This window comes from Streptomyces sp. NPDC052396, assembly GCF_044593195.1.
GTDB lineage: Bacteria > Actinomycetota > Actinomycetes > Streptomycetales > Streptomycetaceae > Streptomyces.
Genome location: NZ_JBIUAW010000002.1, coordinates 207259 through 229837, shown reverse-complemented (window position 1 = coordinate 229837; position 22579 = coordinate 207259). Strand labels below are relative to the sequence as shown.

Below are 22579 nucleotides of genomic sequence, written 5' to 3'. Positions count from 1 at the left end.
CGGCCGCCGCCCTGAGCGGCACGGTGTCCGAAACGTTCAAGACCGGGCGGCGGCCCGGTCCTTAACGTCGCGGTATGACACCTCGCTTCGACGCCATCGGCATGCTGGTCTCCGATATGGCTGCCTCGCTCGCCTTCTACCGCCGCCTCGGCCTGGACCTGCCGCCCGGGGCGGACACCGAACCGCATGTGGAGTACCGGCTCCCGGGCGGGCTGCGGCTGATGTGGGACGCCGGGCAGGACGGGGCCGCCGCCGCGCCGGCCGGCCCGGGGCGGATGTCGCCGTGCTTCCTCTGTGACGGTCCGGCCGAAGTGGACCGGGTCTACGCGGAGTTGACGGCGGCCGGATATCACGGGGAGCGGGCGCCGTGGGATGCCTTCTGGGGGCAGCGGTACGCGGTGGTCCGGGATCCGGACGGCAATGACGTCGGTCTCTTCGCCTGGCTGAAGCCCGAGTGAAGGGCGAGTGAGGGCCGGTTGCGGCGCGGTGCGGCCCGGTCAGCCCACGAGCTCGCCCAGCGGCACCCCGGTCAACGCCCTGATCTCCCGGGAGAGATGGGCCTGGTCGGCATAGCCGCAGGCGATGGCCAGCTCCGCGAACGGCCGGCCCGTCCGGGCCAGTCGCACCGCCCGCCGCATCCGCAGTACCCGGGCGAGCACCTTGGGCCCGTACCCGAAGGCGCGCAGACTGTGCCGGTGCAACTGGCGTTCACTCAGACCCAGTTGCCCGGCCAGCTCGGACACCGCCAGACCCCGGCGGGTGCCCGCCAGGATGCCGGCGATCAGGGGTGCGTACGCGTCCACATCCACCGGGCGTACCGCCTCCTCCAGCACCCGCCCCGGGGCCGCCGCCTCGGCCACCCGCTGGGTGAGCAGGCGCACCCGGCGCTCGGGCCACAGGTCCGCCAGCGGCACCCGCCGGTCACGCAGTTCCACGGCGGGCACGCTCAGCAGGGCGGGCGCGGTGCCGGGAGCGAAGCGCAGTCCGGTGGCGGACGCTCCGGGGGGACCGGTCACCAGGTGGGCACCGGTGTCCGGCCCGGCCACCAGCAGCCGCCCGCCGGTCCAGATCAGGTCCAGGCAGCCGTCCGGGAGGACGCGCAGCGGCGCGGGCCCGGCCGTGTGCCGCCACAGCACCGCCCCGGCCACGGCCTCGGACGGACGTTCCCGGTGGTTCGTTCCGTGCCCCATCTACGGCGACTCGCGCAGATAGAGCGCCCCGCAGGAGTGGCAGATCGGCACCTTGCCGGTGCCCCACAGGTCGACCGACCGGGCCGCCGAGGCGGGGTCGAGATCGCGGCCGCACATGGCGGTGGCGTCCTGCTCCCGCACCACATGCCAGACCTTGACCGACGGATCCTCGTCGGCCGGGGAACTGCCGTCCGCGTACTCGGCTCGCAACTCGTGTTCCATGTGGTTGCCTCCTGGTCTCCTCGGATCCACGAGTCTCCACAGATCCACGATGCGCCGCCGTTTCCCGGGCTGCCACCCCGCCCCGGGTGCCCTCAGAACACCGACCACCCGGTCAGCGTCGTGAAGTGGTCCAGCGCCGCCACGCCCGCCACCGAGTTGCCCCGGGCGTCCAGGCCGGGGCTCCAGACACACAGGGTGCAGCGGCCCGGTATCACCGCGATGATGCCGCCGCCCACCCCGCTCTTGCCCGGCAGGCCCACCCGGTAGGCGAAGTCGCCGGCCGCATCATAGGTTCCGCAGGTCAGCATGACCGCGTTGACCTGCTTGGCCTCGCGGCGCGGCAGCAGCCGGCTGCCGTCCGCGCGCAGGCCGTGCCGGGCCAGGAAGCCGCTGGCCAGCGCCAGGTCCCGGCAGCTCATCTCGATGGAGCACTGCCAGAAGTAGTGCTCCAGCACGGTCGGCACCGGGTTGTCCAGGTTTCCGTAGCTGGCCATGAAGTGGGCCAGCGCGGCGTTGCGGTCCCCGTGCTCGGACTCGGACCTGGCCACCACCGGGTCGAAGGACACCTCAGGGTTGCCGCTCTCGGCGCGCAGGAACTCCAGCAGGGTGGTGCTGGCGTCCCCGGTGAGCGTCTGCAGCCGGTCGGTGACCACCAGGGCGCCCGCGTTGATAAAGGGATTGCGCGGAATACCGTTCTCGTATTCGAGCTGTACCAGGGAGTTGAAGGCGTTTCCGGACGGTTCGGTGCCCACCCGCTCCCAGATCCGGTCGCCGCCCTCGGCCAGCACCAGGGCCAGTCCAAAGGCTTTGGAGATGGACTGCACGGAGAACGGCCGCTCCCAGTCCCCCACCCCGTACACCCCGCCGTCCACATCGGCGACGGCCAGGCCGAACTGGCCTGCGTCCACGCCGGCCAGCGCCGGGATGTAGTCGGCCGCCTGGCCCCGTCCGACCAGCGGGCGGGCGAAGGCGGCGACTTCTTCGAGTACGGCCTGGTAGTCCACGTCCTTGTGTCCTCGCGCTGTCTCGTACCGGTTGACTGCTCCGGCGCTCGGCCGGATCGGCTCGCACGATATCCGAACGCCCGGCCCACCTGCGAACTTTTCGGTACAACAGGGCCATTGTCCCCACCCGCCACAGAGGAGACCGCCATGGCCGAACCCTTGTCCGCGAGCGACTTCCTGGCCACGCTCCAGGGCGCCGGCTGCGCCGTGCGAGAGGAGCCCGGCTGGCGCACCCACAACCGGTCGGGGCACGGCCCCTGGGGGCCGGTGCACGGCATCGTGGTGCACCACACCGCCACCAGCGGGACCTCGGACTCCGTACGGCTCTGCCGGGACGGCCGGGACCGGCTGCCCGGCCCGCTGTGCCATGGCGTGATCGCCAAGGACGGCGCCATTCACCTGGTGGGCCATGGGCGGGCCAACCACGCCGGCCGGGGCGACTCGGACGTCCTGCGGGCGGTGACCGGGGAACGGCCGCTGCCCCCGGTGCTCAAGGCCGACGCGGACGGCAACACCTTCTTCTACGGCTTTGAGTGCGTCAACCTGGGCGATGGCCAGGACCCCTGGCCGTCCGCCCAGCTGGCGGCGGTCGAACGGGCGGCGGCCGCCCTCTGCCGCCGCCATGGGTGGACCGAGCGGTCGGTGATCGGCCACCGGGAGTGGCGGCCGGGCAAGACCGACCCCACCGGCTTCACCATGGACTGGCTGCGCGCCCGCGTCCACCAGCGGCTGGCCCGGCAGACGGTGGCCCACGACGGGTGACGGGCCGCCGGACGAGGACGGGCCGGGCGGGTGACAATGGACCGGTGACCAGCCCCGCCGCCGCCCTGGCCGCCCTCCGGCCCCGCCTGCCCTCCCCGCTCACCGCGGTGGCGGACGAGCGGTTCACCCGGCGCGGGGTGCGGCTGCTGCTCAAGCGGGACGACCTGATACACCCCGAGCTGCCGGGCAACAAGTGGCGCAAGCTGGAGCCCAATCTGGTGGCCGCCGCCGAGGCCGGGCGGCGCACCCTGCTCACCTTCGGCGGTGCGTACTCCAACCATCTGCGGGCCACCGCCGCCGCCGGACGGCTGCTGGGCTTTCGCACCATCGGGGTGGTGCGCGGCGAGGAACTGGCCGGGCGCCCGCTCAACCCCTCGCTGGCACGCTGCGCCGCGGACGGCATGGAGCTGCGCTTCATCGACCGGGCCACCTACCGCCGCAAGGCCGAGCCCGAGGTGCTGGCCGCGCTGGCGCCCGGGGACTGCTTTGTCATCCCGGAGGGCGGCAGCAACGCGGCCGCCGCCCAAGGCTGTTCCTCACTGGGGCGCGAACTGCGCGGCGCCGCCGAGGTGGTGGCCGTGGCCTGTGGCACCGGCGGCACGCTCGCCGGGCTGGCCGCGGGACTGGACCAGGGGCAGCGAGCCATCGGCATCCCGGTGCTCAAGGGCGGATTCCTGGGCGCGGAGGTCGAGCGGCTGCAATGGGCGGCCTTCGGCGGGCAGCGCGGCGACTGGCTGCTGGACGAGCGCTTCCACTGCGGGGGTTACGCCCGCAGCTCCCCCGAACTGGACGCGTTCGCCGGGGACTTCGAGGAGCGGCACGGGATCCGCCTGGAACGGCTCTATGTCGCCAAGGCGTTGTACGGGGTGGCCACCCTGCTGGCGGAGGGCGCCTTCGCCCCGGGCACCTCGGTGGCGGTGGTGGTGACGGGGGCGGCGGACCTCTCCGCGCCCTGAGCCGAGGGCTAATCCTCCTCCCGGTAGACCGCCGCCTCCTCGAAGTCCAGCCGCCGCAACAGCGTCCGCAGCATCTCGTCGTCGATCCGCCGCGCGTCCCGCAGGCTTACGAACACCGCGCGCTCGGCCCCGATCACCTCCCGGGTCAGCCGCCGGTAGGTGGCGTCCGCCGACTCGCCGGTCACCTCGTGCACCCCGCCCAGCCGCTCCCACACCGCGTTGCGGCGCCGCTCCAGCACCGCCCGCAGCCGGTCCGCCAGCGGCTGTGGCAGCGCGTTCCGCCGGTCCGCGAGCAGTTCCTCCAGATGGCGCTCGGCGGCCAGTGACGCATCGCTCTGTGCCTGGGCCTCCACCAGGGTCTCGGCCCGCTCGTCCCGGCCGGGGAGGCGCAGCGCCCGGATCAGCGGCGGCAGGGTCAGGCCCTGCACCACCAGCGTCCCGATCACCGTGCTGAAGGTCAGGAAGAGCACCAGGTTGCGGGCCGGGAAGGGGCCGCCGCCATGGGTGGTGACCGGCACCGCGAAGGCGATGGCCAGCGAGACCACTCCGCGCATCCCGGCCCAGCCCACCACCAGGGCGCCGCGGGCGTCGGTGTCCGGCTCCCGTTCCCGGATCCGGGCGGACAGCGCCCGGGGCAGGAAGGTCGCCGGGAACACCCAGAGGAAGCGCGCGACGACCACCGCCAGGAAGACGGCCAGCGCATACCCCAGGGCCGGTCCCACGCCATAGGCGCCAAGTCCCCTGAGCACCACCGGCAGTTGCAGGCCGATCAGCGCGAACACCACTGATTCCAGGACGAAGGAGACCATCTTCCACACCGCCTCCTCCTGCAGCCGGGTGGCGAAGTCCACCTGCCAGGCGCGGTGCCCCAGATAGAGGCCAACCACCACCACCGCCAACACCCCGGAGGCGCCCAGCTGTTCGGCGACGGAATAGGCGGCGAACGGGATCAGCAGCGACAGGGTGTTCTGCAGCAGCGGATCGCTCAGCCGCTTGCGCAGCCAGTGCAGCGGCACCATCAGCACCAGTCCCACCGCGATGCCGCCCAGCGCGGCCACCGCGAACTCCCCGATGCCCTCGGCCCAGGTGGCGCCGGTGCCCACCACCGCGGCCAGGGCCACCTTGTAGGCGGTGATCGCGGTGGCGTCGTTCACCAGCGACTCGCCCTGGAGGATGGTGGTGATACGGGACGGCAGCCCCAGCCGGCGGGCGATGGCGGTGGCGGCGACCGCGTCGGGCGGCGCCACCACCGCGCCCAGCACCAGTGCGGCGGTCAGCGGCAGCCCGGGCACCACCAGATAGGCGGCCCAGCCCACGGCCAGCGTGGCGAACAGCACATAGCCGACGGACAGCAGCGCCACCGGCCGCAGATTGGCGCGCAGGTCGAGATAGGAGCTCTCCAGCGCGGCGGTGTGCAGCAGCGGGGGCAGCAACAGCGGGAGCACCACCTCCGGTTGGAGCGCGTAGTCGGGCACCCCGGGCAGGTAGGAGGCCAGCAGCCCGGCGGCGACCAGCAGCAGCGGCGCGGGTACCGGGGTGCGGCGGGCCGCTCCGGCGATGGCCGCGCTGACCGCGACCAGCAGCAAGAGTGGCATGACATCCATGGCGGCTCCTCGGCTGTGCGCTCTAACCTGGCAATCATGATCGACTGCATTCATCTGGGGGAGCTGCCGCGCCCCGAACCGGCGCCGCTGGGCGCCACCTGTCCGCGCTGCGCGGAGGGCGGCGGCCACCCGGTGCAGTTGCGCATGTGCCTGGCGTGCGGGTTTGTCGGCTGCTGCGACTCCTCGGCGGGACGGCATGCCACGGCCCACTTCGAGGAGACCGGGCACCCGGTGATGCGCAGCTTCGAACCGGGACAGAGCTGGCGCTGGTGCTATGTGGACAAGCACCTGGTGTGAGCCGCCCGGTGCGCACCACGCGGCCGGTGCCGCCCGCTAGCATGCCCGCATGATCCGTGAACTCGCCACGCTTCAAGGGGCGCTGGGGCATGCGCGGGATGCGCACGGCGGCGTGCCGGGCGCGTCCACCGGCCCCCACGCCGACAGCGGAGAGTGACGATGCCGGGGGCCGGATGGACGGCAGCGGGCCCGAAGTGGCCGCCCGGGCCGCCCGATTCCCCGCGGCTTCGCTACTCAGCGGCACCTTCCGTACCCGTCCGGTGGACGGCCGGGGAGTCATCGCCGGGGCCGGCCCGGCGCTTGCCGCCGTCCCGGCCGGCGATCGCGCCCGGCGGCGCTTTACCCGGCGTTTTACATGGTCAGTGCTGGACTGGAACGAACCCTCGATCGCGGCCGGCGCTCCCATCGAGGGCCGGGCGGCAGCGGGTTGGGCACCTTGACTCTTCTGCGGAGAAGCTCTTGCGGCACTCGCGCAGAGTGACGAAAATCCCAACAGGGCGACTTCTCTTTCGATTTGGGACCGCAGACCCCTAGCCACTTTCCGTGCTCATGGGCTTACCATGAGTGACAGTCGCGGGGTTGCGGCAGGGATCCGCAGATCGCGATAGCGTCGCAGCCGGAAATGTGCCGCGGCGGCCTGTGTCACCCTTCGACGGAAGGGGGCGGGGGCCGACGCTCATAACAGCTCAAGAAGCTTGTGCCACCTTGGAGGTGAGGGTGTCCCCAATCGCAGGTGCGCCTGGGACGACCCAGGACTTCGTGGAAGTCCGGCTGCCCGCTGCGGGTGCCTACCTGTCGGTGCTGCGGACGGCGACCGCCGGCCTCGCGGCCCGGCTGGACTTCACCCTCGACGAGATCGAGGACTTGCGCATCGCCGTGGACGAGGCATGCGCGATCCTCCTGCAACAGGCCGTTCCCGGGTCCGTACTCAGCTGCGTCTTCCGCCTCGTCGGTGACGCTCTCCGGGTGACCGTCTCGGCACCCACCACGGACGGCCGCGCGCCCGAGCGTGACACCTTCGCCTGGACGGTGCTCTCCGCGCTGGCCGGCGAGGTCGACTCCACGGTCGCGGACGACCGTACGGTCAGCATCAGCCTGCACAAGAAGCGCGGCGCCGGCCCCGGACAGCCGTGACGGAAGAGGGGGCTCCGTGAGTACTGCATCGTCGCGGGGAGTGCGTACCCCGGCCATCCCGCAGCAGCCTGCCCGGAACCGTTCGGGAAGCGCCGCAGCCCTGGAACCGGACCAGGCCAGTGACCCACCTGAGCGGGCGGACCACATGGATCAGCACCAGCACCACAGCGGGCAGCACCCGGATCCGCACGACCGCAGCGGAGCCCGGGCCCTGTTCATCGAGCTGCGCGCGCTTCCCGTGGGATCGCCCGAGCGGGCCGAGCTGCGCAACCACCTGGTGCGCATGCACCTGCCGCTGGTCGAGCACCTGGCCCGTCGGTTCCGCAACCGGGGCGAGCCGCTGGACGACCTGACCCAGGTCGCCACCATCGGCCTGATCAAGTCGGTGGACCGGTTCGACCCCGACCGCGGCGTGGAGTTCTCCACCTATGCCACCCCCACCGTGGTGGGCGAGATCAAGCGCCACTTCCGGGACAAGGGCTGGGCGGTGCGGGTGCCGCGTCGGCTCCAGGAGCTGCGCCTGTCGCTGACCACGGCCACCGCCGAGCTCTCCCAGCGGCACGGCCGGGCGCCCACCGTCCATGAGCTGGCCGAGCACCTGGGCATCTCGGAGGAGGAGGTGCTGGAGGGGCTGGAGTCCGCCAACGCCTACAGCACGCTCTCCCTGGATGTGCCGGACACCGACGACGAGTCCCCGGCGGTGGCCGACACCCTGGGCGCCGAGGACGAGGCGCTGGAAGGTGTGGAGTACCGCGAGTCCCTCAAACCCCTGCTGGAGGATCTGCCGCCCCGGGAGAAGAAGATCCTGTTGCTGCGCTTCTTCGGCAATATGACCCAGTCCCAGATCGCCCAGGAGGTCGGCATCTCCCAGATGCATGTCTCCCGGCTGCTGGCCCGCACCCTCGCCCAGCTCAGGGAGCGGCTGCTCATCGAGGAGTGAGCCGGCCTGCTCAGTCCTGGCGCGGACCGATGCCGAGCGCCTCGGTCGCCGTGGGGTTCACCAGCAGCACCAGGGTGACCACGGCGACCAGCGCCAGGGCCGCGCCCGCCGCGATCAGTGCTCCGCCGCCGTTGACAAAGGTCCAGGCCACCGGCAGCGCCATCAGCTGGGTGATGATCGCCGGGCCACGGCTCCAGCGGCGCAGCAGCCACAGCCCGCGCGCCGCCAGCAGCGGCAGGGCGGCCAGCACCAGCACGGTCACCCCGGCGGTCAGCGCCTGGCGCAGGCTGTCCGGCTTGCTCAGCAGGGCCATGGCCAGCAGATACAGCCCACTGCCGGCCAGCGCCACCCCTTCCACGGCGGTCAGCGCCGCCGCACCGGTCAGCCGCGCGGGCCGCGGCCCGGCGGGCTCGGATGCCGGGGAGGCCTTGGTCTTCACGGCGGACTTCGACGAGGACTGCTTACTGCTCACCCCAGCAGGGTAGCCCTGCCGGCACCGCTCCCGGCCGTCGATCGGCCGGGCCGGGGATGAGGCGTGTACCCACAAGTAGGTAGGCTGGCGCGCATGCGTGCGCTTCTTGTGGTCAACCCTTCGGCCACCACCACCAGTGCCCGTACGCGTGATGTCCTGGTGCACGCGCTCGCCAGCGACCTCAAACTGGAGGTCGCCACCACCGAGTACCGGGGCCATGCCCGCGACCTGGCCCGGGCCGCCGCCGAGAGCGGCAACACCGAGCTGGTGGTCGCGCTCGGCGGTGACGGCACCGTCAATGAGGTGGTCAACGGCCTGCTGCACCGGGGCCCCGACCCGGAGGGCCTGCCCCGGCTGGCGGTGGTCCCCGGCGGCTCCACCAATGTCTTCGCCCGGGCGCTGGGCCTGCCCAATGACGTGGTCGAGGCCACCGGCGCCCTGCTGAACGCGCTGCGCGAGGGCAGTGAGCGCACCGTAGGCCTGGGGCACGCGGCCGGCACCCCGGGCTCCCAGGACGAGGGGGTGCCCCCGCGGTGGTTCACCTTCTGCGCGGGCTTCGGCTTTGACGCGGGCGTGGTGGGCCGGGTCGAACAGCAGCGGGAGCGCGGCAAGCGTTCGACGCACTCCCTGTATGTGCGACAGGTCATGCGTCAGTTCCTCGGTGAGCCGGACCGCCGGCATGGCACGATCACCCTCGAACGACCGGGCGAGCCGCCACTCGAGAATCTCGTTATGTCGATAATCTGCAACACCTCGCCCTGGACCTACCTGGGCAACCGGCCGCTCTACGCGCTGCCCCAGGCGTCCTTCGACACCGCCCTTGACGTGCTGGGACTCACCAAGCTGACCACCCTGACCGCCGGCCGCTACGGCCGCCAGCTGCTGGCCTCCAGCCCGGAGCGCGGTCCACAGGGCAAGCACGCGGTGCCGTTGCATGACCTGACGGACTTCACCTTGCATTCGCAGGTTCCAATGCCCTTCCAGATGGACGGTGACCACCTGGGACTGCGGACCAGCGTGACGTTCACAGGCGTTCGCCGAGCACTGCGTGTGATTGTGTGAGTGACACGGGCTAAAGTCCTTCCAGTCGAACGTTTAGCCTGGGTTCCACCCCCTGGAAGTACGGCTGTGACCTAGCCGACACCGAGGAATCAAAAAAAACTTTCCAGAAGGGGTTGTATCCGCCGCCGAGGTTTGCGAGTCTCTTCTTGGCGATCGGGACGGCCGCTCATCTCGGCTCCCTGAATTGCCCGAACCCCCTCTCACTTACCTGGACCGCACCAGTCTTATGACTGGAGGTCGGCCCTTCCCTTGCGGGGGGATTCGTGAAAGCGTTCACATTCACAAGCAACAGCCGCAATTACGAGGAGATGGAGCAGCCATGGACTGGCGTCACAACGCCGTTTGCCGCGAGGAAGACCCCGAGCTGTTCTTCCCCATCGGCAACACCGGTCCTGCGCTGCTGCAGATCGAGGAAGCCAAGGCCGTCTGCCGCCGCTGCCCCGTGATGGAGCAGTGCCTGCAGTGGGCGCTCGAGTCCGGCCAGGACTCCGGCGTCTGGGGTGGCCTCAGCGAGGACGAGCGCCGTGCCATGAAGCGCCGCGCCGCTCGCAACCGGGCGCGCAACGCGACCGCCTGACGCCACCTGTCTGACGACTGCCCTCGCCCCCCGAGCACGCAGCGCGCAGTAACCCCCCGTGCTGAGCACGCGTAAAGCTTTGAGCCCCCGGACCTCCGGTCCGGGGGCTCAGTGCTTTTACGGGTGATGCCCCCTATGGCTTCCCCGCCCGGACCGGAATGTCGAGAACCACCCGCGTCCCCCGCTCCGACGCCGGCCGCATATCGAATGTGCCCCCCAACTCGCCCTCGACCAGCGTCCGCACAATCTGCAGCCCCAGATTTCCCGCCCGCTGCGGATCAAAGCCCTCCGGCAATCCACGGCCGTCGTCCTGGACGGAGATCAACAGCCGGGCATCCGCCCGGGAACCGCCCCGCACCGCGGTGACCTCGACCGTCCCCTGCTCCCCCGCGCCGAAGCCATGCTCCAGCGCGTTCTGCAGCAGCTCGGTCAGCACCATCGACAGCGGAGTGGCGACCTCGGCGTCCAGCACCCCGAAGCGACCCGTCCGCCGCGTGGTCACCCGCCCCGGGGAGATCTCGGAAACCATGGCCAGGACCCGGTCGGCGATCTCGTCGAACTCCACCCGCTCGTCAAGGTTCTGCGACAAGGTCTCATGGACGATCGCAATGGAACCGACCCTGCGCACCGCCTCCTCCAGCGCCTCCCGGCCCTCCGGCGAGGAGATCCGGCGCGCCTGCAGGCGCAGCAGCGCGGCCACGGTCTGCAGATTGTTCTTCACCCGGTGGTGGATCTCCCGGATGGTGGCGTCCTTGGTGATCAACTCCCGCTCGCGTCGCCGCAGTTCGGTGACATCCCGCAGCAGGACCAGCGAACCGATGTGGTTTCCCTTGGGTTTGAGGGGAATCGCCCGCAGTTGGATGACGCCGCCATTGGCTTCGACCTCGAACTCCCGGGGCGCCCAGCCGCTGGCCAGCTTGGCCAGGCTCTCGTCCACCGGAGCCCGGGAGGGCGCCAACTGAGCGGTGGTCTCGCCCAGATGATGCCCCACGAGGTCGGCGGCGAGCCCCAGCCGGTGATAGGCGGAGAGCGCGTTGGGGCTGGCGTACTGGACGATGCCGTCCGCGTCCAGCCGGATCAGCCCGTCACCGGCCCGTGGTGAGGCGTCCATGTCGACTTGTTGCCCCGGGAACGGAAAGGACCCGGCGGCGATCATCTGGGCGAGGTCGGAGGCGCTCTGCAGATAGGTGAGCTCCAGCCGGCTGGGGGTGCGCACGGTCAGCAGGTTGGTGTTGCGGGCGATCACTCCCAGCACCCGGCCCTCCCGGCGGACCGGGATGGACTCCACCCGCACCGGCACCTCCTCGCGCCACTCCGGATCGCCCTCGCGCACGATCCGGCCCTCGTCCAGGGCGGCGTCCAGCATCGGGCGGCGCCCGCGCGGCACCAGATGGCCGACCATGTCGTTCTGGTAGGAGGTCGGTCCGGTGTTGGGCCGCATCTGGGCGACCGAGACATAGCGGGTGCCGTCCAGGGTGGGGATCCACAGCACCAGGTCGGCGAAGGACAGGTCGGAGAGCAGCTGCCACTCCGAGACCAGCAGATGGAGCCATTCGAGGTCGGAGTCGTCGAGCGCGGTGTGCTGGTGTACGAGATCGTTCATGGAGGGCACGCCTGCGAGCCTAGTTCCTCTCCCCCGGCCGCGCGGACCGGCCATGCGGGCCTGGGCCGTCCCACCGCCCGGGCCGTCCGGCCGCCTCGACCGTCCCGCCGGCTCGGCCGTCCCGCCGCCTCGGCCGCCACGGAGAAGAGGCCGTCCCGGGCATGGACAGCGGAGAATGGTCTAGTCCACAATGTGCGCACGGCGTCCGCCCTCCCCGCACAGGAAGGCGGAGCGAGGCCCGGCGCTCTCTGTCCTGACCGCGCCATGGCCTCCGGTCGGCCGCTCCGGCCCCGGGGCCCGCACACCCCGCCCGGCGGACCGGCCGATATCGCTCCGGGCTGCGGTGCCGGCCGGGTCGAGGGTCCCGGTCAGGCGCCGCGGCCCTGAGTCGCCCCGGTGGCGGCGGGCCGCCCGGGCCAGACCCGCAGCGCCAACTCCGCGACCGATTCCAGCTCTTGGCGGCCGGCCCCGTCGCGGGCCTGCTGGGACATGCCCTGGATGGTGGCCGCGGTGAACCGGGCGAGCGCCTGGGCGTCCACCTCCGCGGGCAGTTCCCCGGCCGCCATGTCCGCCTCGATCGCCCGCCGCACGGCCTGGACATTGGCCTCGCGCCGGGCGCGCAGCTCCGCCACCACATCGGCGGAGTCCGAAGTGGCGTTGACGGCGGCCGAGATGACCAGGCAGCCATGCGGCCGGCCGGGCTCGGTGTACTCCACGGCGGCCTCGCGCAGCATCCGCTCGACCCCCCGGCGGGCGGTGGGCTCCTCGCTCAGGGCCCGGCCCATAAAGGCGCCGTAGGTGTGGCCGTACTCCTCGACGACCTCGGCGAACAGGGACCTCTTGTCACCGAAGGCGGCATAGAGGCTGGGTGCTCCGATGCCCATGGCACGGGTGAGGTCGGCTATCGAGGTGGCTTCGTAGCCATGCTCCCAGAAGGCCCGGATGGCCTGCTCCAGGGCGGTCTCCCGGTCGAAGGAGCGAGGGCGTCCACGCTGTTTGGCAGTCATGGGGGAATTCTATAGCGCTCACTCAAGAAACCCTGCTACGGTACTTCTGTAACGACCGCTAGAGAAAGAAGGGGGGCGGCTTCCATGGGCACGCTCACGGGCAGGACGGCGCTGGTGACGGGCGGCAGCCGGGGCATCGGGCGGGGAATCGCCGAGCGGCTGGCGCGCGAGGGCGCGCGGGTCGCGGTGCACTACGGGCGGGATGAGGCGAGCGCCAAGGAGACGGTCGCCGCCATTGAGCGGGCGGGTGGCCAGGCCTTCGCGATCCAGGCCCTGTTGGGGGTGGCGGGTGACGCCGAGGCGCTGTGGGCGGCCTTCGACGCCCATGCCGAGGGGGTGGACATCCTGGTCAACAACGCCGGGACCGGCGGTGCCCGCAAGCACATCGGCGACACCGCGCCGGAGGAGTTCGACGAGGTCTTCGCGCTGAACGCCAAGGCCCCTTTCTTTATCACCAAGTTGGGCCTGGAGCGGATGCGGGAGGGGGGCAGGATCATCAATATCTCGACCGGTCTCAGCCGGCGGCCGATGATGCCGGAGCTGATCTCCTACGCCATGTCCAAGGGTGCGCTGGATGTGTTCACCGCGACTCTGGCCAAGGAGGTGGGCGCGCGCGGCATCACGGTCAACGCGGTGGCTCCGGGCGTGGTGGACACCGATATGAATGCCGGCTGGCTGCGCGGTGAGGCCAACAAGGCCACCTGGGCGGCGATCGCGGCGGCATCCCCGCTGGGGAAGGTGGCCGGGGTCGCCGAAATCGCCGATACCGTGGCCTTCCTGGCCTCATCCGATGGCCGCTTTGTCACCGGGCAGTGGATAGACGCCACCGGTGGCGCGCTGCTCTAGCCGGTCTCATTCGGTCTCAGCCGGTCTCCGTCACCTTGGCCAACGCCCTTGGTGCGTCCGGGTCCTGGCCCCGAGCCAGGGCGACCTCATGGGCCAGCCGCCGGAGAGGAGCCGCAGGGCAGGCCCAGCCGGATTTCCAGGGGGCACTTGGCATACAGGGCGGCATGGCCGGAGCTGCCCCGGGCGGTGAGCAGAACGAAGCGGGGCTCCTGGGCGGCGATCAGGCCAGCGGTGCGGCGGATGGCGGGGGGCGCCCTCCTCCAGGACGCGCCGCAGTACCGCGGGCTGCTCGGCCATCTCGCCGGACATGGTCCCTGCTCGAAGGCGGACATGCGGCCTCCATGGGGTTCCGGGCGGCGCCTGCCCGGCCGCGCCGGTTTCTCCAGTCGACCATGGGAAGCGGGGCCCCCGCCATCCGGGGTCCGGGATGGCCGCCTCTGTTAGATTGGTCTATACCACCCTCGAAGACCTCACCTTCAAGATCGGCAGGCCCCAGCGTGGAAGTTGTCATCGTCCCGGACGCCAAGGCAGGTGGCGAGCTCATCGCGGAGGCGGTCGCCGCCCTGCTGCGCCGCAAGCCCGACGCTCTGCTCGGGGTGGCCACCGGGTCCACCCCGCTGCCCGTCTACCAGGCACTTCAGACCAAGGTCCAAGCCGGTGCGGTGGATGCCACCCGGGCCCGCATCTGCCAGCTGGACGAATATGTCGGGCTGCCCGCCGACCACCCGGAGTCCTACCGCTCCACGGTGCTGCGCCAGGTCGTCGAGCCGCTGGGCCTGACCGTGGACTCCTTTATGGGCCCCGATGGCACGGCCCAGGACGTCCAGGCCGCCTGCGAGGCCTACGACCGGGCGCTGGCCGAGGCCGGCGGGGTGGACCTCCAGTTGCTGGGCATCGGCACCGACGGGCACATCGGCTTCAACGAGCCCTGTTCCTCGCTGGCCTCGCGTACCCGGATCAAGACCCTCACCGAGCAGACCCGGGTGGACAACGCCCGTTTCTTCGATGGCGACATCAACCAGGTGCCGCACCATGTGATCACCCAGGGCATCGGCACCATCCTGGAGGCCCGGCACCTGGTCCTGCTGGCCACCGGCGCGGGCAAGGCGGACGCCGTGGCGGCATCCGTGGAGGGTCCGGTCTCGGCCCTGGTGCCCGCCTCCGCGCTGCAACTGCACCCGCATGCCACGGTGGTGGTCGACGAGGCCGCCGCTGCCAAGCTGAAGCTCGCCGACTACTTCCGCGCCACCTATGCCGCGAAGCCGGCCTGGCAGGGTCTGTAGCCCGTTCCCGGGTGCTTTGCGGCTCCGCCGCGTGGGCGTGACCAGCCACGGACGGCCCGCACTTGGAACGCAGCGGGGGCACCCGACCCGGCGGGGTGTCCCCAACCCGGCGACGGCGGCCGGCCGTTCAGAATGGCTGACCGCCCACGATGGCCTCAGCGGCAGCGATGCCGCAGACCCGGGCCGCGCCATGGGTGGCGATATGCAGGGAGCCGGTGGGCGGGGCCTGGTTGAGGCCCATTTCGACCACCACCGTGTCCGGGCGGGCGGCCAGGAGCTGGGCCAGGCCGTCGGCCATCCAGTCATGGCGGTGAGCGTCGCGCACCACGGCGACGATCCGCCGCTCCCCCGCCGCGGCCAGTACCCGGGCCGCGTCGGCCGAGTCCGGGCCATGGGTGCCGGTCTCGGTTCCCGGCAGCAGGCGGGCCAGTTCGGCGCCCACGCCCCAGGGGGTCTCGTCACCGACCGCGATATTGGCGACCGGGGTGAAGGCCGCGACATAGGCGGGTCCGGTCAGCGGCTCATGAGCCGCCGTGGCCGTGATCCGCAGGGCCCGCCGGGCCGCGGTGAGTCCCACCTCGGGGGCGGGCGCCGTCCCCGCCGCGGCGCCCGCCTCCAAGGTCCAGCGGGCCAGCGCCCGTACCCGGGCCGCCGCGTCGGCCAGCCGCTCCTCCGCCAACTCACCCTGGCGCACGGCCCGTACCAGGGCGTCCCGCAGCCGCAGCACGGTGCCCTCGTCGCACAGTCCGCCCCCGACGCAGATGGCGTCCGCGCCGGCCGCGATGGCCAGCACGGTGCCGCGTTCGATGCCATAGCCGTCGGCGATGGCCTTCATCTCGATGCCATCGGTGACGATCAGGCCGTCGAAGCCCAGTCCGCCCTGCTCGACCGGGGCCCGCAGCAGTCCGTGCAGCACCGCCGGGCTGAGCGTGCCGGGCAGCTCCGGGTCGAGGGCCGGTGTCAGCACATGGGCGCTCATCACCGCCTTCACCCCGGCCGCCACGGCGGCCCGGAACGGCACCAACTCCCGTTCCCGCAGCGTCTCCAGGTCCGCCTGCACACGCGGCATGTCATGGTGCGAGTCCACCGCGGTGTCCCCATGTCCGGGGAAGTGCTTGACGCAGGCGGCGACCCCGGACGCCTGCATCCCCCGGACATAGGCCGCGGTGTGCCGGGCCACCAGCCGGGGGTCGTCGCCGAAGGAGCGCACGCCGATCACCGGGTTGTCCGGGTCGGAGTTGACGTCCGCGGAGGGCGCCCAGTTGAAGGTGACCCCGCACCCGGCCAGCCGCCGCCCCAGTTCGGCGGCGACGTCCTGGGTCAGCCCGGTGTCGTCGACCGTGCCGAGGGCCAGGTTGCCGGGGAAGGAGGAGCCGGTGCGCACTTCCAGCCGGGTGACATCCCCGCTCTCCTCGTCGATCGCCACCAGCACATCCTCCCGCTCGGCCCGCAACCGTGCGGTGAGCTCGGCGAGTTGGCCGGCCGAGACGATATTGCGGCCGAACACCCCGACCGCCCCCAGCCCCTCCCCCAGCCGGCGCAGCAGCCAGTCGGGGGCAGTGGTGCCGGCGAATCCCGGCTGGAGGACGGTCAGTGCGTCACGGGTGAGCTGGGTGTCCATGGAGTGCGTACTAGCCCTTCACTGCGCCGGAGGTGAGGCCGCCGACTGCCTTGCGCTGGAGGATGATGAACAGGACGAGGACCGGGATGGCGAACAGCGAGGACGCGGCCATGGTGGCCCCCCAGTCGTCGCCGAATGCCGTGCGGAACCCGGTGATCCAGACCGGCAGTGTCTGGGCGCCCGGGTCCTTGTTGAGGATCAGTACATAGGGGTACTCGTTCCAGGTGGTGATGAAGCCGAAGAGCGAGGTGGCCATCACCCCGGGCGCCAGCAGCGGGAAGATCACCCGGCGGAACGCCTGTGCCCGGGTGCAGCCGTCGACCATGGCCGACTCCTCCAACTCCCTGGGCACCGCGGCCACATACCCCCGCAGCGTCAGCACACTGAACGGCAGCACCATCACGGTGTAGACGGCGATCAGCGGGGTCAGGCTGTTGAGCATGTCCGCATCGCGCACGATCATGTAGTAGGCCAGCGCCATGACCTCCCAGGGCGCCATCTGCGCCATCATCATCACCAGGATGAAGCTCTTGCGCCCCTTGAACCGCATCCGGGCGATGGCGAAGGAGGCCAGCAGGGCGATCACCAGGGACAGCGCCACCGCGGTGAGGGTGACGATGAAGGAGTTGCCGACGAAGGTCCAGAACCCGTCCGCGTGCACCGCCCGTGTGAAGTGCTCCAGGGTGGGGCTGGTGGGGAACCAGACGGGCGTCTCGCTGACCACGTCCTGGTTGGCCTTGAAGGCGGTGGCGAACATCCAGTAGACGGGGAAGGCGAAGCCCAGGAAGAGCACCACCGCCGTCACCCCCGGCCAGACGCGGCCCAGAGTCGAGCGCCTCACAGTTCGTCCTCCTCCTGCTTGAGCACCAGACGCAGGTAGTACGCGGTCATGGCCAGCAGCATCACAATGGTCAGGATGGAGATGGCCGCGCCGGCGCCGAAGTGCTGGCTGCCCATGCCCTCCTGGAAGGCATAGACCGGCAGGGTCTCGGTCAGCCGGTCCGGCCCGCCCTCGTTGATCGCGAACACCTGGGTGAACGCCTTGAAGATCCAGATGACTTCGAGGAAGGTGGTGGCCAGGAAGAACGGCTTGAGGAACGGGAAGGTCACCGAGGTGAACCGCCGCCAGGCGGTGGCCCCGTCCAACGCGGCCGCCTCATAGAGCTCATGGGGAATGGTGGTGGTGGCCGCATAGAGGTTGACGGCCACAAAGGGCACCGACTGCCAGACGATCAGCACGGTGATCACAAAGAAGGTGGACAGCTGCCCGCTGGTCCAGCTGTAGCCGTGCATCGAGTGCCGGCCCAGCTTGTCCAGGACATAGTTGACCACGCCGAAGCGCTGGTCGAAGAGCCACTGGAAGACGGTGGTCGCGGCCACCGTGGGCATCGCCCAGGCCAGCACCAGCCCCGCCGAGAGCAGCAGCCGCAGCTTGGTGCCCAGCCGGGCCAGCAGCAGTCCTATGCCGCAGCCCAGCAGCATGATCAGCACTACATTGACCGCGGTGAACACCAGCGAGCGGGCGACCACATGCCAGAACTCCGAACTGCCCAGCTGCTCCCGGTAGTTGTCGACCCCGGTCCACTCGGTGACATGCCGGATGAGCTGCCGCGGGTTGAGCGTCTGGAAGGACATCAGGCCGTTCTGCACCAGTGTCCAGCCCAGCACCAGCACGATAAGGGCGGCGGCGGGGAGGATCAGCAGATATGGAACGCCCATGCCCGGCCATCGGGGAGCGGCCTTGGGCGGCGGTGGGCCATCCTCGCCGGTCGTGGCGGCGGGCCGGACGGCCGCCTGGTCGGTCTGCGCTGACATCGTCGTCCGCCTTCTCCCCTGTCGAACGGTGCTGCGTGGTGCATGGCCGGGCCGGGGACCCCTGTCCGGTCCCCGGCCCGGAGCCTTCTTCAGCTCACGGCTTCTGGCTGAGCCGCTTGTTGATCTCGCCCTCGACCTGCTTGGCGGCCTCGTCGGGCGACTTGCCGTTGAGCACGGCGGTCAGATAGGTCTTGATGGGGTTGGGGGCGTTCTCCACCGCGGCCCATTCGGGGATCAGCGGGGTGGTGCCGCCGCCCTGGGCGGCCGGAGCGCCCGCCGAACCGGCGGAGTTGGCCTGCACCTGGGACAGCAGTGCGGACTTGTTGGGGATGAGGCCGGCCTCATGGGCCAGCGCGCCCTCGTTCTTGTCGGACAGCGCGATCTTCAGGAACTCCTTGGCCAGTCCCTGCTTCTTGCTGCCCTCGGCGATGGCCAGGTTGGAGCCGCCCAGGAAGACGCCCTCGGGCTTGCCGGCACTCTCCCCCGGGATGGCGAAGTAGCCCAGGTCCTTCTCGATGGCCGGGTTGGCCTTGATGGCGGTCTGCGCCTCCCAGCCCATGCCGATAAAGGCGCCGGTCTTGCCCTTGGCGAAGACATCGGCCTGCTGCGGGGTGGCCTCGTCCTTGTCCTTGGGGGCCTTGCTGAACGCCTGGTACTGCTTGTAGACGTCCATGGCCTTGGCGACCTTGGGGTCGGCGAGGTTGGAGACCCACTTGTTGCCGTCCTTCTTCACCAGGTCGGCACCGGTGCCGATGGTCAGCCCGTCGAAGAAGTACCAGTTCTGGCCGGGGAGATAGAGCGGCTCCACGCCGTCCTGCTTCCCAATGGTCTCCAGGTCCTTGAAGAACTCGGCGCGGGTCTTGGGCACATCCTTGATGCCGGCGTCGGCCCAGATCTTCTTGTTGTAGAGGACCACACGGTTGGCGGCCCACCATGGGGCGGCGTACTGCTTGCCTTCGAACACCGTGGATTTATTGAGGGATTCGGTCCAGTCCTGGCCGATTTCCTTCTTCAGGTCACCGAGCTCGGCCAGGCCGCCGGTCTGGGCATAGGACGGGGTCTGGGTGTTGCCGACCTCGAAGACATCCGGCGGGTTGGACTCGGAGAGCGCCGTGGTGAGCTTCTGCTGGATCCCGTCCCACTTCTGGACCTGGATATTGAGCTTTGCGCCGGTCTTCTGCTCGAACTCGGCCTGGACGGACTTGGTCCAGCCCGCCGGGTTGGAGCCGTCCATAAACCAGACGGTCAGCGTCTTGCCCTTGCCGGAACCGGAATCGGAGTCCTTGTCGTCGCTGCCACTGGACCCACAGGCAGCAATACTCACCAACATGGCCACGACACCCGTCGCCGCTATGAGCCCACGCTTCACGGTCAGCACTCTCCTCAGAGACCGAAAGTGGTCTTTAATGGTTTAGACCAGTGCCCGCAGCTTGGCCTAGACCTTTTGGGGTGTCAAGGGTGTATAAGAGTCGCTGTCGGCTCCGTTACCGGACCGACACCTCGAGGCCGACCTGGGCGTCCCCGGTCCCCTCGGGCTCTGCCCGTGCCACCATGTGACCGCGATAAACGGAGGATGCCGGTGACGGCAGCAGCATCGGAGTCGGGAAGGCACCCCATGGCGAGCGAGGACGGTACGGACGGAAACGGCGGCCCGGGCGGCGGGACGCGGACCGCGCGCGTTCCCAAGTACTACCGCCTCAAACGCCACTTGCTGGGAATGACCGAAACCCTCCCGCCCGGCACCCCGGTGCCGCCGGAGCGCACCCTCGCCGCCGAGTTCGACACCTCCCGCACCACGGTGCGCCAGGCCCTTCAGGAACTGGTCGTCGAGGGCCGCCTGGAACGGATCCAGGGCAAGGGGACCTTTGTCGCCAAGCCCAAGGTCTCCCAGGCCCTGCAACTGACCTCCTACACGGAGGACATGCGGGCCCAGGGCCTGGAACCCACCTCCCAGCTGCTGGACATCGGCTATGTCAGCGCCGATGACCGGCTGGCCGGCCTGCTGGACATCGCCCCCGGCGGCAGGGTGCTGCGCATCGAACGGCTCCGGCTGGCCAGCGGCGAGCCGATGGCCATCGAGACCACCCATCTGTCCGCCAAGCGCTTCCCCGCGCTGCGCCGCAACCTGGTCAAGTACACCTCGCTCTACACCGCGCTGGCCGAGGTCTACGACGTACGGCTGGCGGAGGCCGAGGAGACCATCGAGACCTCACTGGCCACCCCGCGCGAGGCGAGCCTGCTGGGCACGGACACCGGGCTGCCCATGCTGATGCTCTCCCGGCACTCGCTGGACGCCCAGGGCATGCCGGTGGAATGGGTCAGGTCGGTCTACCGGGGCGACCGTTACAAGTTCGTCGCCCGGCTGCGGCGGCCCGAGGAGTAAGCGGCTCCGGCCCCACGCGGTTCCCCGCGCCCCCAGGGGCGCGGTCGTGGGCCTTCCGGACGCTCAGCGTCCGCCGCCCACCGTCCTGCGGAAACACACCAGATCCCGGCCGGGACCGTCGTAATCGGTTTGCACCCACACCCCGTTGACCTCCCGGTCCCCCGGCTCCACCGCGAAGCCCATCGCCCGGTGGAAGGCCACCGAACCGGTGTTGCGGGGTGAGGTGACCGCCCGTACCTCCCGCCGGCCGGCCGCCGCGGCCCGTTCGAAGAAGGCGGTGTACAGGGCCCGTCCCACCCCCTGGCCGCGCAGCCCCGGGTCCACTCCCACAAAGTGGATATACGCCCGCTCCGCGTCGTCCGCCGAGTAGAGGCCGACCAGGAACGCCCTGATCTCCCCGTCCCGCTCCAGCACCAGGCTGGTGCCGGAGAAGAACTGCAGGAACAGCCGGGGCAGCAACAGCGAGAGCTCCCGGGCCTGTTCGGGGGTGTACGAGCCCGGCCACCACTGCCGCACCCCGGCCACGATCGGGCCGTGGTCCGCCTCCCTGGCCTGCCGCAGTCCCGGCAGCACCGTCTCCATCGATCGCCCCTCCCTCTGGCCACCGCCTCCGGCGGCACCCCGAATGCCGTCGTCAGGCGCTCACGGCCGAGGTCGGTCAGCCATACCACCCGGCGATACCTGCCGCGCCGCAGCCAGTTGAGGGCAAACATACGCTCCGCCAGGGCGCCGCCCAACGGGCCGGCCTGCTGCGCGCCGTCTGCCTGGGCGCGCCGGCCTCCGCCCTGGCGGGCCGGGTCACCGCCCGCACCGGCCCGCGCCCGCCCATGGTGGCCGGACTCCTCATCGGCGCCCTGTCCGCGGACCGCCTCCTGCCCGCTCAGCCCGCAAGCAGCGCGGGCAGCTTCCGCATGTCCTCGAAGACCACCGTTCCAGGCCCTTCCAACAGCCCCGAGGGCGTCAACTCGCCTCCCTCGTAACCAAATACCCGCATTCCCGCCGTCCTGGCCGCCTGGACGCCATAGCGGCTGTCCTCCACCACGGCACAGCGGGCCGGTTCCACGCCCATGGTCCGTGCGGCATGCAGAAAGAGATCGGGCGCGGGTTTGCCCCGCGCCACGTCCTCCGCGCTGAATATTCGCCCCTCGAACTGCTGAAGAAGTCCCGTGGTGCGCAGATTCCTCCGTACCGTCGCATGCCCGGCATTGGAGGCCACACAGAACGGGACACGGACCCCCGCCAGCACCTCGGCTATCCCGTCCACCGCCGTCAACTCCGCGTCGAATGCCTCCTCGTAGAGGTACTGGTACGGCTTCCACCAGCCATCCGCCAACGGCCGCCCGAGCCGCTCCTCGACGGCGGCACGCATGACTTCGCCGGAACTCCCGACGAATCGCTCGATGATTTCCGCCTCGGTGAAGTCACAGCCGAGGTCGGCCAGCATGATGGCGTCCACGCGGACGGATATGCGTTCACTGTCGACCAGTACACCGTCGCAGTCGAAGATGACGAGGCCTATGGGGTCGTTCGGGGTCATGTCCGGCAGCTTATGTGCAGGGCACACCGTCCCTGATGAGCTTGCGTACGTGATGCGGATCGCAGAGCCCGTTCTCGCCTTCCGGGGCGGCCAACAGCCAGTAGGCACCCGGTGGTTCCCTGCGATGTGGCGGCGGAACCGCCAGATCAGGAGGACGCCGGGAAGGCCAGCACGGGCCCGCTGGGCGCCTTGCTGTCACGGACGGGGGCCGCTTGCCGGGCGTACGCTGCGGGTACCAGAGCCCTACCTGTCAAAGGGAGCGTG

Annotated in this window: 25 protein-coding genes and 1 pseudogene; 11 read left to right on the top strand and 15 right to left on the bottom strand. The window is 70.7% G+C overall.

Annotation, left to right across the window (positions count from 1 at the left end; translation table 11 throughout):
* Positions 1-74 precede the first annotated feature (74 nt).
* On the top strand, positions 75-458 hold the full coding sequence (locus ACIHFE_RS06110) for a VOC family protein (RefSeq protein ID WP_400104614.1): 384 nt from the start codon (positions 75-77) through the stop codon (positions 456-458).
* Positions 459-497: 39 nt separating this feature from the next.
* On the opposite strand, the gene ACIHFE_RS06105 is transcribed toward ACIHFE_RS06110, so the two are convergent.
* The 3 genes from ACIHFE_RS06105 to ACIHFE_RS06095 form a co-directional block, all read right to left on the bottom strand.
* A complete protein-coding gene (locus ACIHFE_RS06105; RefSeq protein WP_400104613.1) occupies positions 498-1190 on the bottom strand; it encodes a helix-turn-helix domain-containing protein in 693 nt (230 codons plus the stop codon).
* Positions 1191-1412: a hypothetical protein gene (locus ACIHFE_RS06100; RefSeq protein WP_400104612.1), complete on the bottom strand. Its 222-nt coding sequence runs from the start codon at positions 1410-1412 to the stop codon at positions 1191-1193.
* 92 nt (positions 1413-1504) lie between these two features.
* The gene (locus ACIHFE_RS06095; protein ID WP_400104611.1) at positions 1505-2416 is read right to left on the bottom strand and encodes a glutaminase; all 912 of its coding nucleotides are present in this window, start codon (positions 2414-2416) and stop codon (positions 1505-1507) included.
* 147 nt (positions 2417-2563) lie between these two features.
* Here ACIHFE_RS06095 and ACIHFE_RS06090 point away from each other — a divergent pair, with 147 nt between their 5' ends.
* Positions 2564-3178 carry an N-acetylmuramoyl-L-alanine amidase gene (locus ACIHFE_RS06090; protein ID WP_400104610.1) on the top strand — a complete coding sequence of 205 codons (615 nt, stop codon included), beginning with the start codon at positions 2564-2566 and terminating at the stop codon, positions 3176-3178.
* A 44-nt stretch (positions 3179-3222) separates the two neighbouring features.
* Positions 3223-4134 (top strand): 1-aminocyclopropane-1-carboxylate deaminase/D-cysteine desulfhydrase, encoded by a 912-nt coding sequence (locus tag ACIHFE_RS06085; protein ID WP_400104609.1) that lies wholly within the window; start codon positions 3223-3225, stop codon positions 4132-4134.
* An 8-nt stretch (positions 4135-4142) separates the two neighbouring features.
* Here ACIHFE_RS06085 and ACIHFE_RS06080 read toward each other — a convergent pair whose 3' ends face one another.
* Positions 4143-5738: a Na+/H+ antiporter gene (locus ACIHFE_RS06080; protein WP_400104608.1), complete on the bottom strand. Its 1596-nt coding sequence runs from the start codon at positions 5736-5738 to the stop codon at positions 4143-4145.
* Positions 5739-5774: 36 nt separating this feature from the next.
* On the opposite strand from ACIHFE_RS06080, the gene ACIHFE_RS06075 reads away from it, so the two are divergent.
* The 3 genes from ACIHFE_RS06075 (at position 5775) to ACIHFE_RS06065 (ending at position 8109) form a co-directional block, all read left to right on the top strand.
* Positions 5775-6035 carry a UBP-type zinc finger domain-containing protein gene (locus ACIHFE_RS06075; protein ID WP_400104607.1) on the top strand — a complete coding sequence of 87 codons (261 nt, stop codon included), beginning with the start codon at positions 5775-5777 and terminating at the stop codon, positions 6033-6035.
* Between the two features lie 717 nt (positions 6036-6752).
* A complete protein-coding gene (locus ACIHFE_RS06070) occupies positions 6753-7169 on the top strand; it encodes an anti-sigma regulatory factor (RefSeq protein ID WP_109283595.1) in 417 nt (138 codons plus the stop codon).
* Between the two features lie 55 nt (positions 7170-7224).
* The gene (locus tag ACIHFE_RS06065; protein WP_400105016.1) at positions 7225-8109 is read left to right on the top strand and encodes an RNA polymerase sigma factor SigF; all 885 of its coding nucleotides are present in this window, start codon (positions 7225-7227) and stop codon (positions 8107-8109) included.
* Positions 8110-8119: 10 nt separating this feature from the next.
* Here the strand turns inward: ACIHFE_RS06065 and ACIHFE_RS06060 are convergent, their stop codons facing one another.
* The gene (locus ACIHFE_RS06060; RefSeq protein ID WP_400104606.1) at positions 8120-8581 is read right to left on the bottom strand and encodes a hypothetical protein; all 462 of its coding nucleotides are present in this window, start codon (positions 8579-8581) and stop codon (positions 8120-8122) included.
* 93 nt (positions 8582-8674) lie between these two features.
* Between ACIHFE_RS06060 and ACIHFE_RS06055 the strand changes: the two genes are divergently transcribed.
* Entirely contained in the window at positions 8675-9643 is a 969-nt protein-coding gene (locus tag ACIHFE_RS06055) for a diacylglycerol/lipid kinase family protein (RefSeq protein ID WP_400104605.1), read from the top strand.
* A gap of 319 nt (positions 9644-9962) precedes the next feature.
* A complete protein-coding gene (locus tag ACIHFE_RS06050) occupies positions 9963-10220 on the top strand; it encodes a WhiB family transcriptional regulator (RefSeq protein ID WP_004937597.1) in 258 nt (85 codons plus the stop codon).
* A 133-nt stretch (positions 10221-10353) separates the two neighbouring features.
* Here ACIHFE_RS06050 and ACIHFE_RS06045 read toward each other — a convergent pair whose 3' ends face one another.
* Together ACIHFE_RS06045 and ACIHFE_RS06040 are read right to left on the bottom strand one after the other, a co-directional pair.
* Positions 10354-11823, bottom strand: a complete 1470-nt coding sequence (locus tag ACIHFE_RS06045) for a sensor histidine kinase (protein WP_400104604.1) — start codon at positions 11821-11823, stop codon at positions 10354-10356.
* A 368-nt stretch (positions 11824-12191) separates the two neighbouring features.
* Positions 12192-12830, bottom strand: coding sequence for a TetR/AcrR family transcriptional regulator (locus ACIHFE_RS06040; protein WP_400104603.1), 639 nt, complete (start codon positions 12828-12830; stop codon positions 12192-12194).
* 84 nt (positions 12831-12914) lie between these two features.
* Between ACIHFE_RS06040 and ACIHFE_RS06035 the strand changes: the two genes are divergently transcribed.
* Positions 12915-13676, top strand: coding sequence for an SDR family oxidoreductase (locus tag ACIHFE_RS06035; RefSeq protein WP_400104602.1), 762 nt, complete (start codon positions 12915-12917; stop codon positions 13674-13676).
* A gap of 110 nt (positions 13677-13786) precedes the next feature.
* Here ACIHFE_RS06035 and ACIHFE_RS06030 read toward each other — a convergent pair.
* A pseudogene (locus ACIHFE_RS06030) lies at positions 13787-13985 on the bottom strand (glucosamine-6-phosphate deaminase); the annotation flags it as partial.
* A 188-nt stretch (positions 13986-14173) separates the two neighbouring features.
* Between ACIHFE_RS06030 and nagB the strand changes: the two are divergent.
* A complete protein-coding gene (gene nagB, locus ACIHFE_RS06025; protein ID WP_400104601.1) occupies positions 14174-14959 on the top strand; it encodes a glucosamine-6-phosphate deaminase in 786 nt (261 codons plus the stop codon).
* A 127-nt stretch (positions 14960-15086) separates the two neighbouring features.
* Here the strand turns inward: nagB and ACIHFE_RS06020 are convergent, their stop codons facing one another.
* The 4 genes from ACIHFE_RS06020 to ACIHFE_RS06005 form a co-directional block, all read right to left on the bottom strand.
* Positions 15087-16580, bottom strand: a complete 1494-nt coding sequence (locus ACIHFE_RS06020) for a glycoside hydrolase family 3 protein (protein WP_400104600.1) — start codon at positions 16578-16580, stop codon at positions 15087-15089.
* Positions 16581-16590: 10 nt separating this feature from the next.
* Entirely contained in the window at positions 16591-17421 is an 831-nt protein-coding gene (locus ACIHFE_RS06015; RefSeq protein WP_400104599.1) for a carbohydrate ABC transporter permease, read from the bottom strand.
* Entirely contained in the window at positions 17418-18395 is a 978-nt protein-coding gene (locus ACIHFE_RS06010; protein ID WP_400104598.1) for a carbohydrate ABC transporter permease, read from the bottom strand. The genes ACIHFE_RS06015 and ACIHFE_RS06010 overlap by 4 nt, the downstream gene beginning before the upstream one ends.
* Before the next feature lie 94 nt (positions 18396-18489).
* Positions 18490-19764: an extracellular solute-binding protein gene (locus ACIHFE_RS06005; RefSeq protein WP_400104597.1), complete on the bottom strand. Its 1275-nt coding sequence runs from the start codon at positions 19762-19764 to the stop codon at positions 18490-18492.
* Between the two features lie 246 nt (positions 19765-20010).
* Between ACIHFE_RS06005 and ACIHFE_RS06000 the strand changes: the two genes are divergently transcribed.
* Positions 20011-20778 carry a GntR family transcriptional regulator gene (locus tag ACIHFE_RS06000; RefSeq protein ID WP_400104596.1) on the top strand — a complete coding sequence of 256 codons (768 nt, stop codon included), beginning with the start codon at positions 20011-20013 and terminating at the stop codon, positions 20776-20778.
* 63 nt (positions 20779-20841) lie between these two features.
* Here ACIHFE_RS06000 and ACIHFE_RS05995 read toward each other — a convergent pair whose 3' ends face one another.
* The 3 genes from ACIHFE_RS05995 to ACIHFE_RS05985 all read right to left on the bottom strand — a co-directional run bounded on the left by ACIHFE_RS05995 (position 20842) and on the right by ACIHFE_RS05985 (position 22569).
* Entirely contained in the window at positions 20842-21360 is a 519-nt protein-coding gene (locus ACIHFE_RS05995) for a GNAT family N-acetyltransferase (protein ID WP_400104595.1), read from the bottom strand.
* A gap of 298 nt (positions 21361-21658) precedes the next feature.
* Complete coding sequence (locus ACIHFE_RS05990; protein ID WP_400104594.1) at positions 21659-22315, bottom strand: HAD family hydrolase; 657 nt, start codon at positions 22313-22315, stop codon at positions 21659-21661.
* A gap of 146 nt (positions 22316-22461) precedes the next feature.
* The gene (locus tag ACIHFE_RS05985) at positions 22462-22569 is read right to left on the bottom strand and encodes a DUF397 domain-containing protein (RefSeq protein WP_400104593.1); all 108 of its coding nucleotides are present in this window, start codon (positions 22567-22569) and stop codon (positions 22462-22464) included.
* Between the last annotated feature and the right edge of the window lie 10 nt (positions 22570-22579).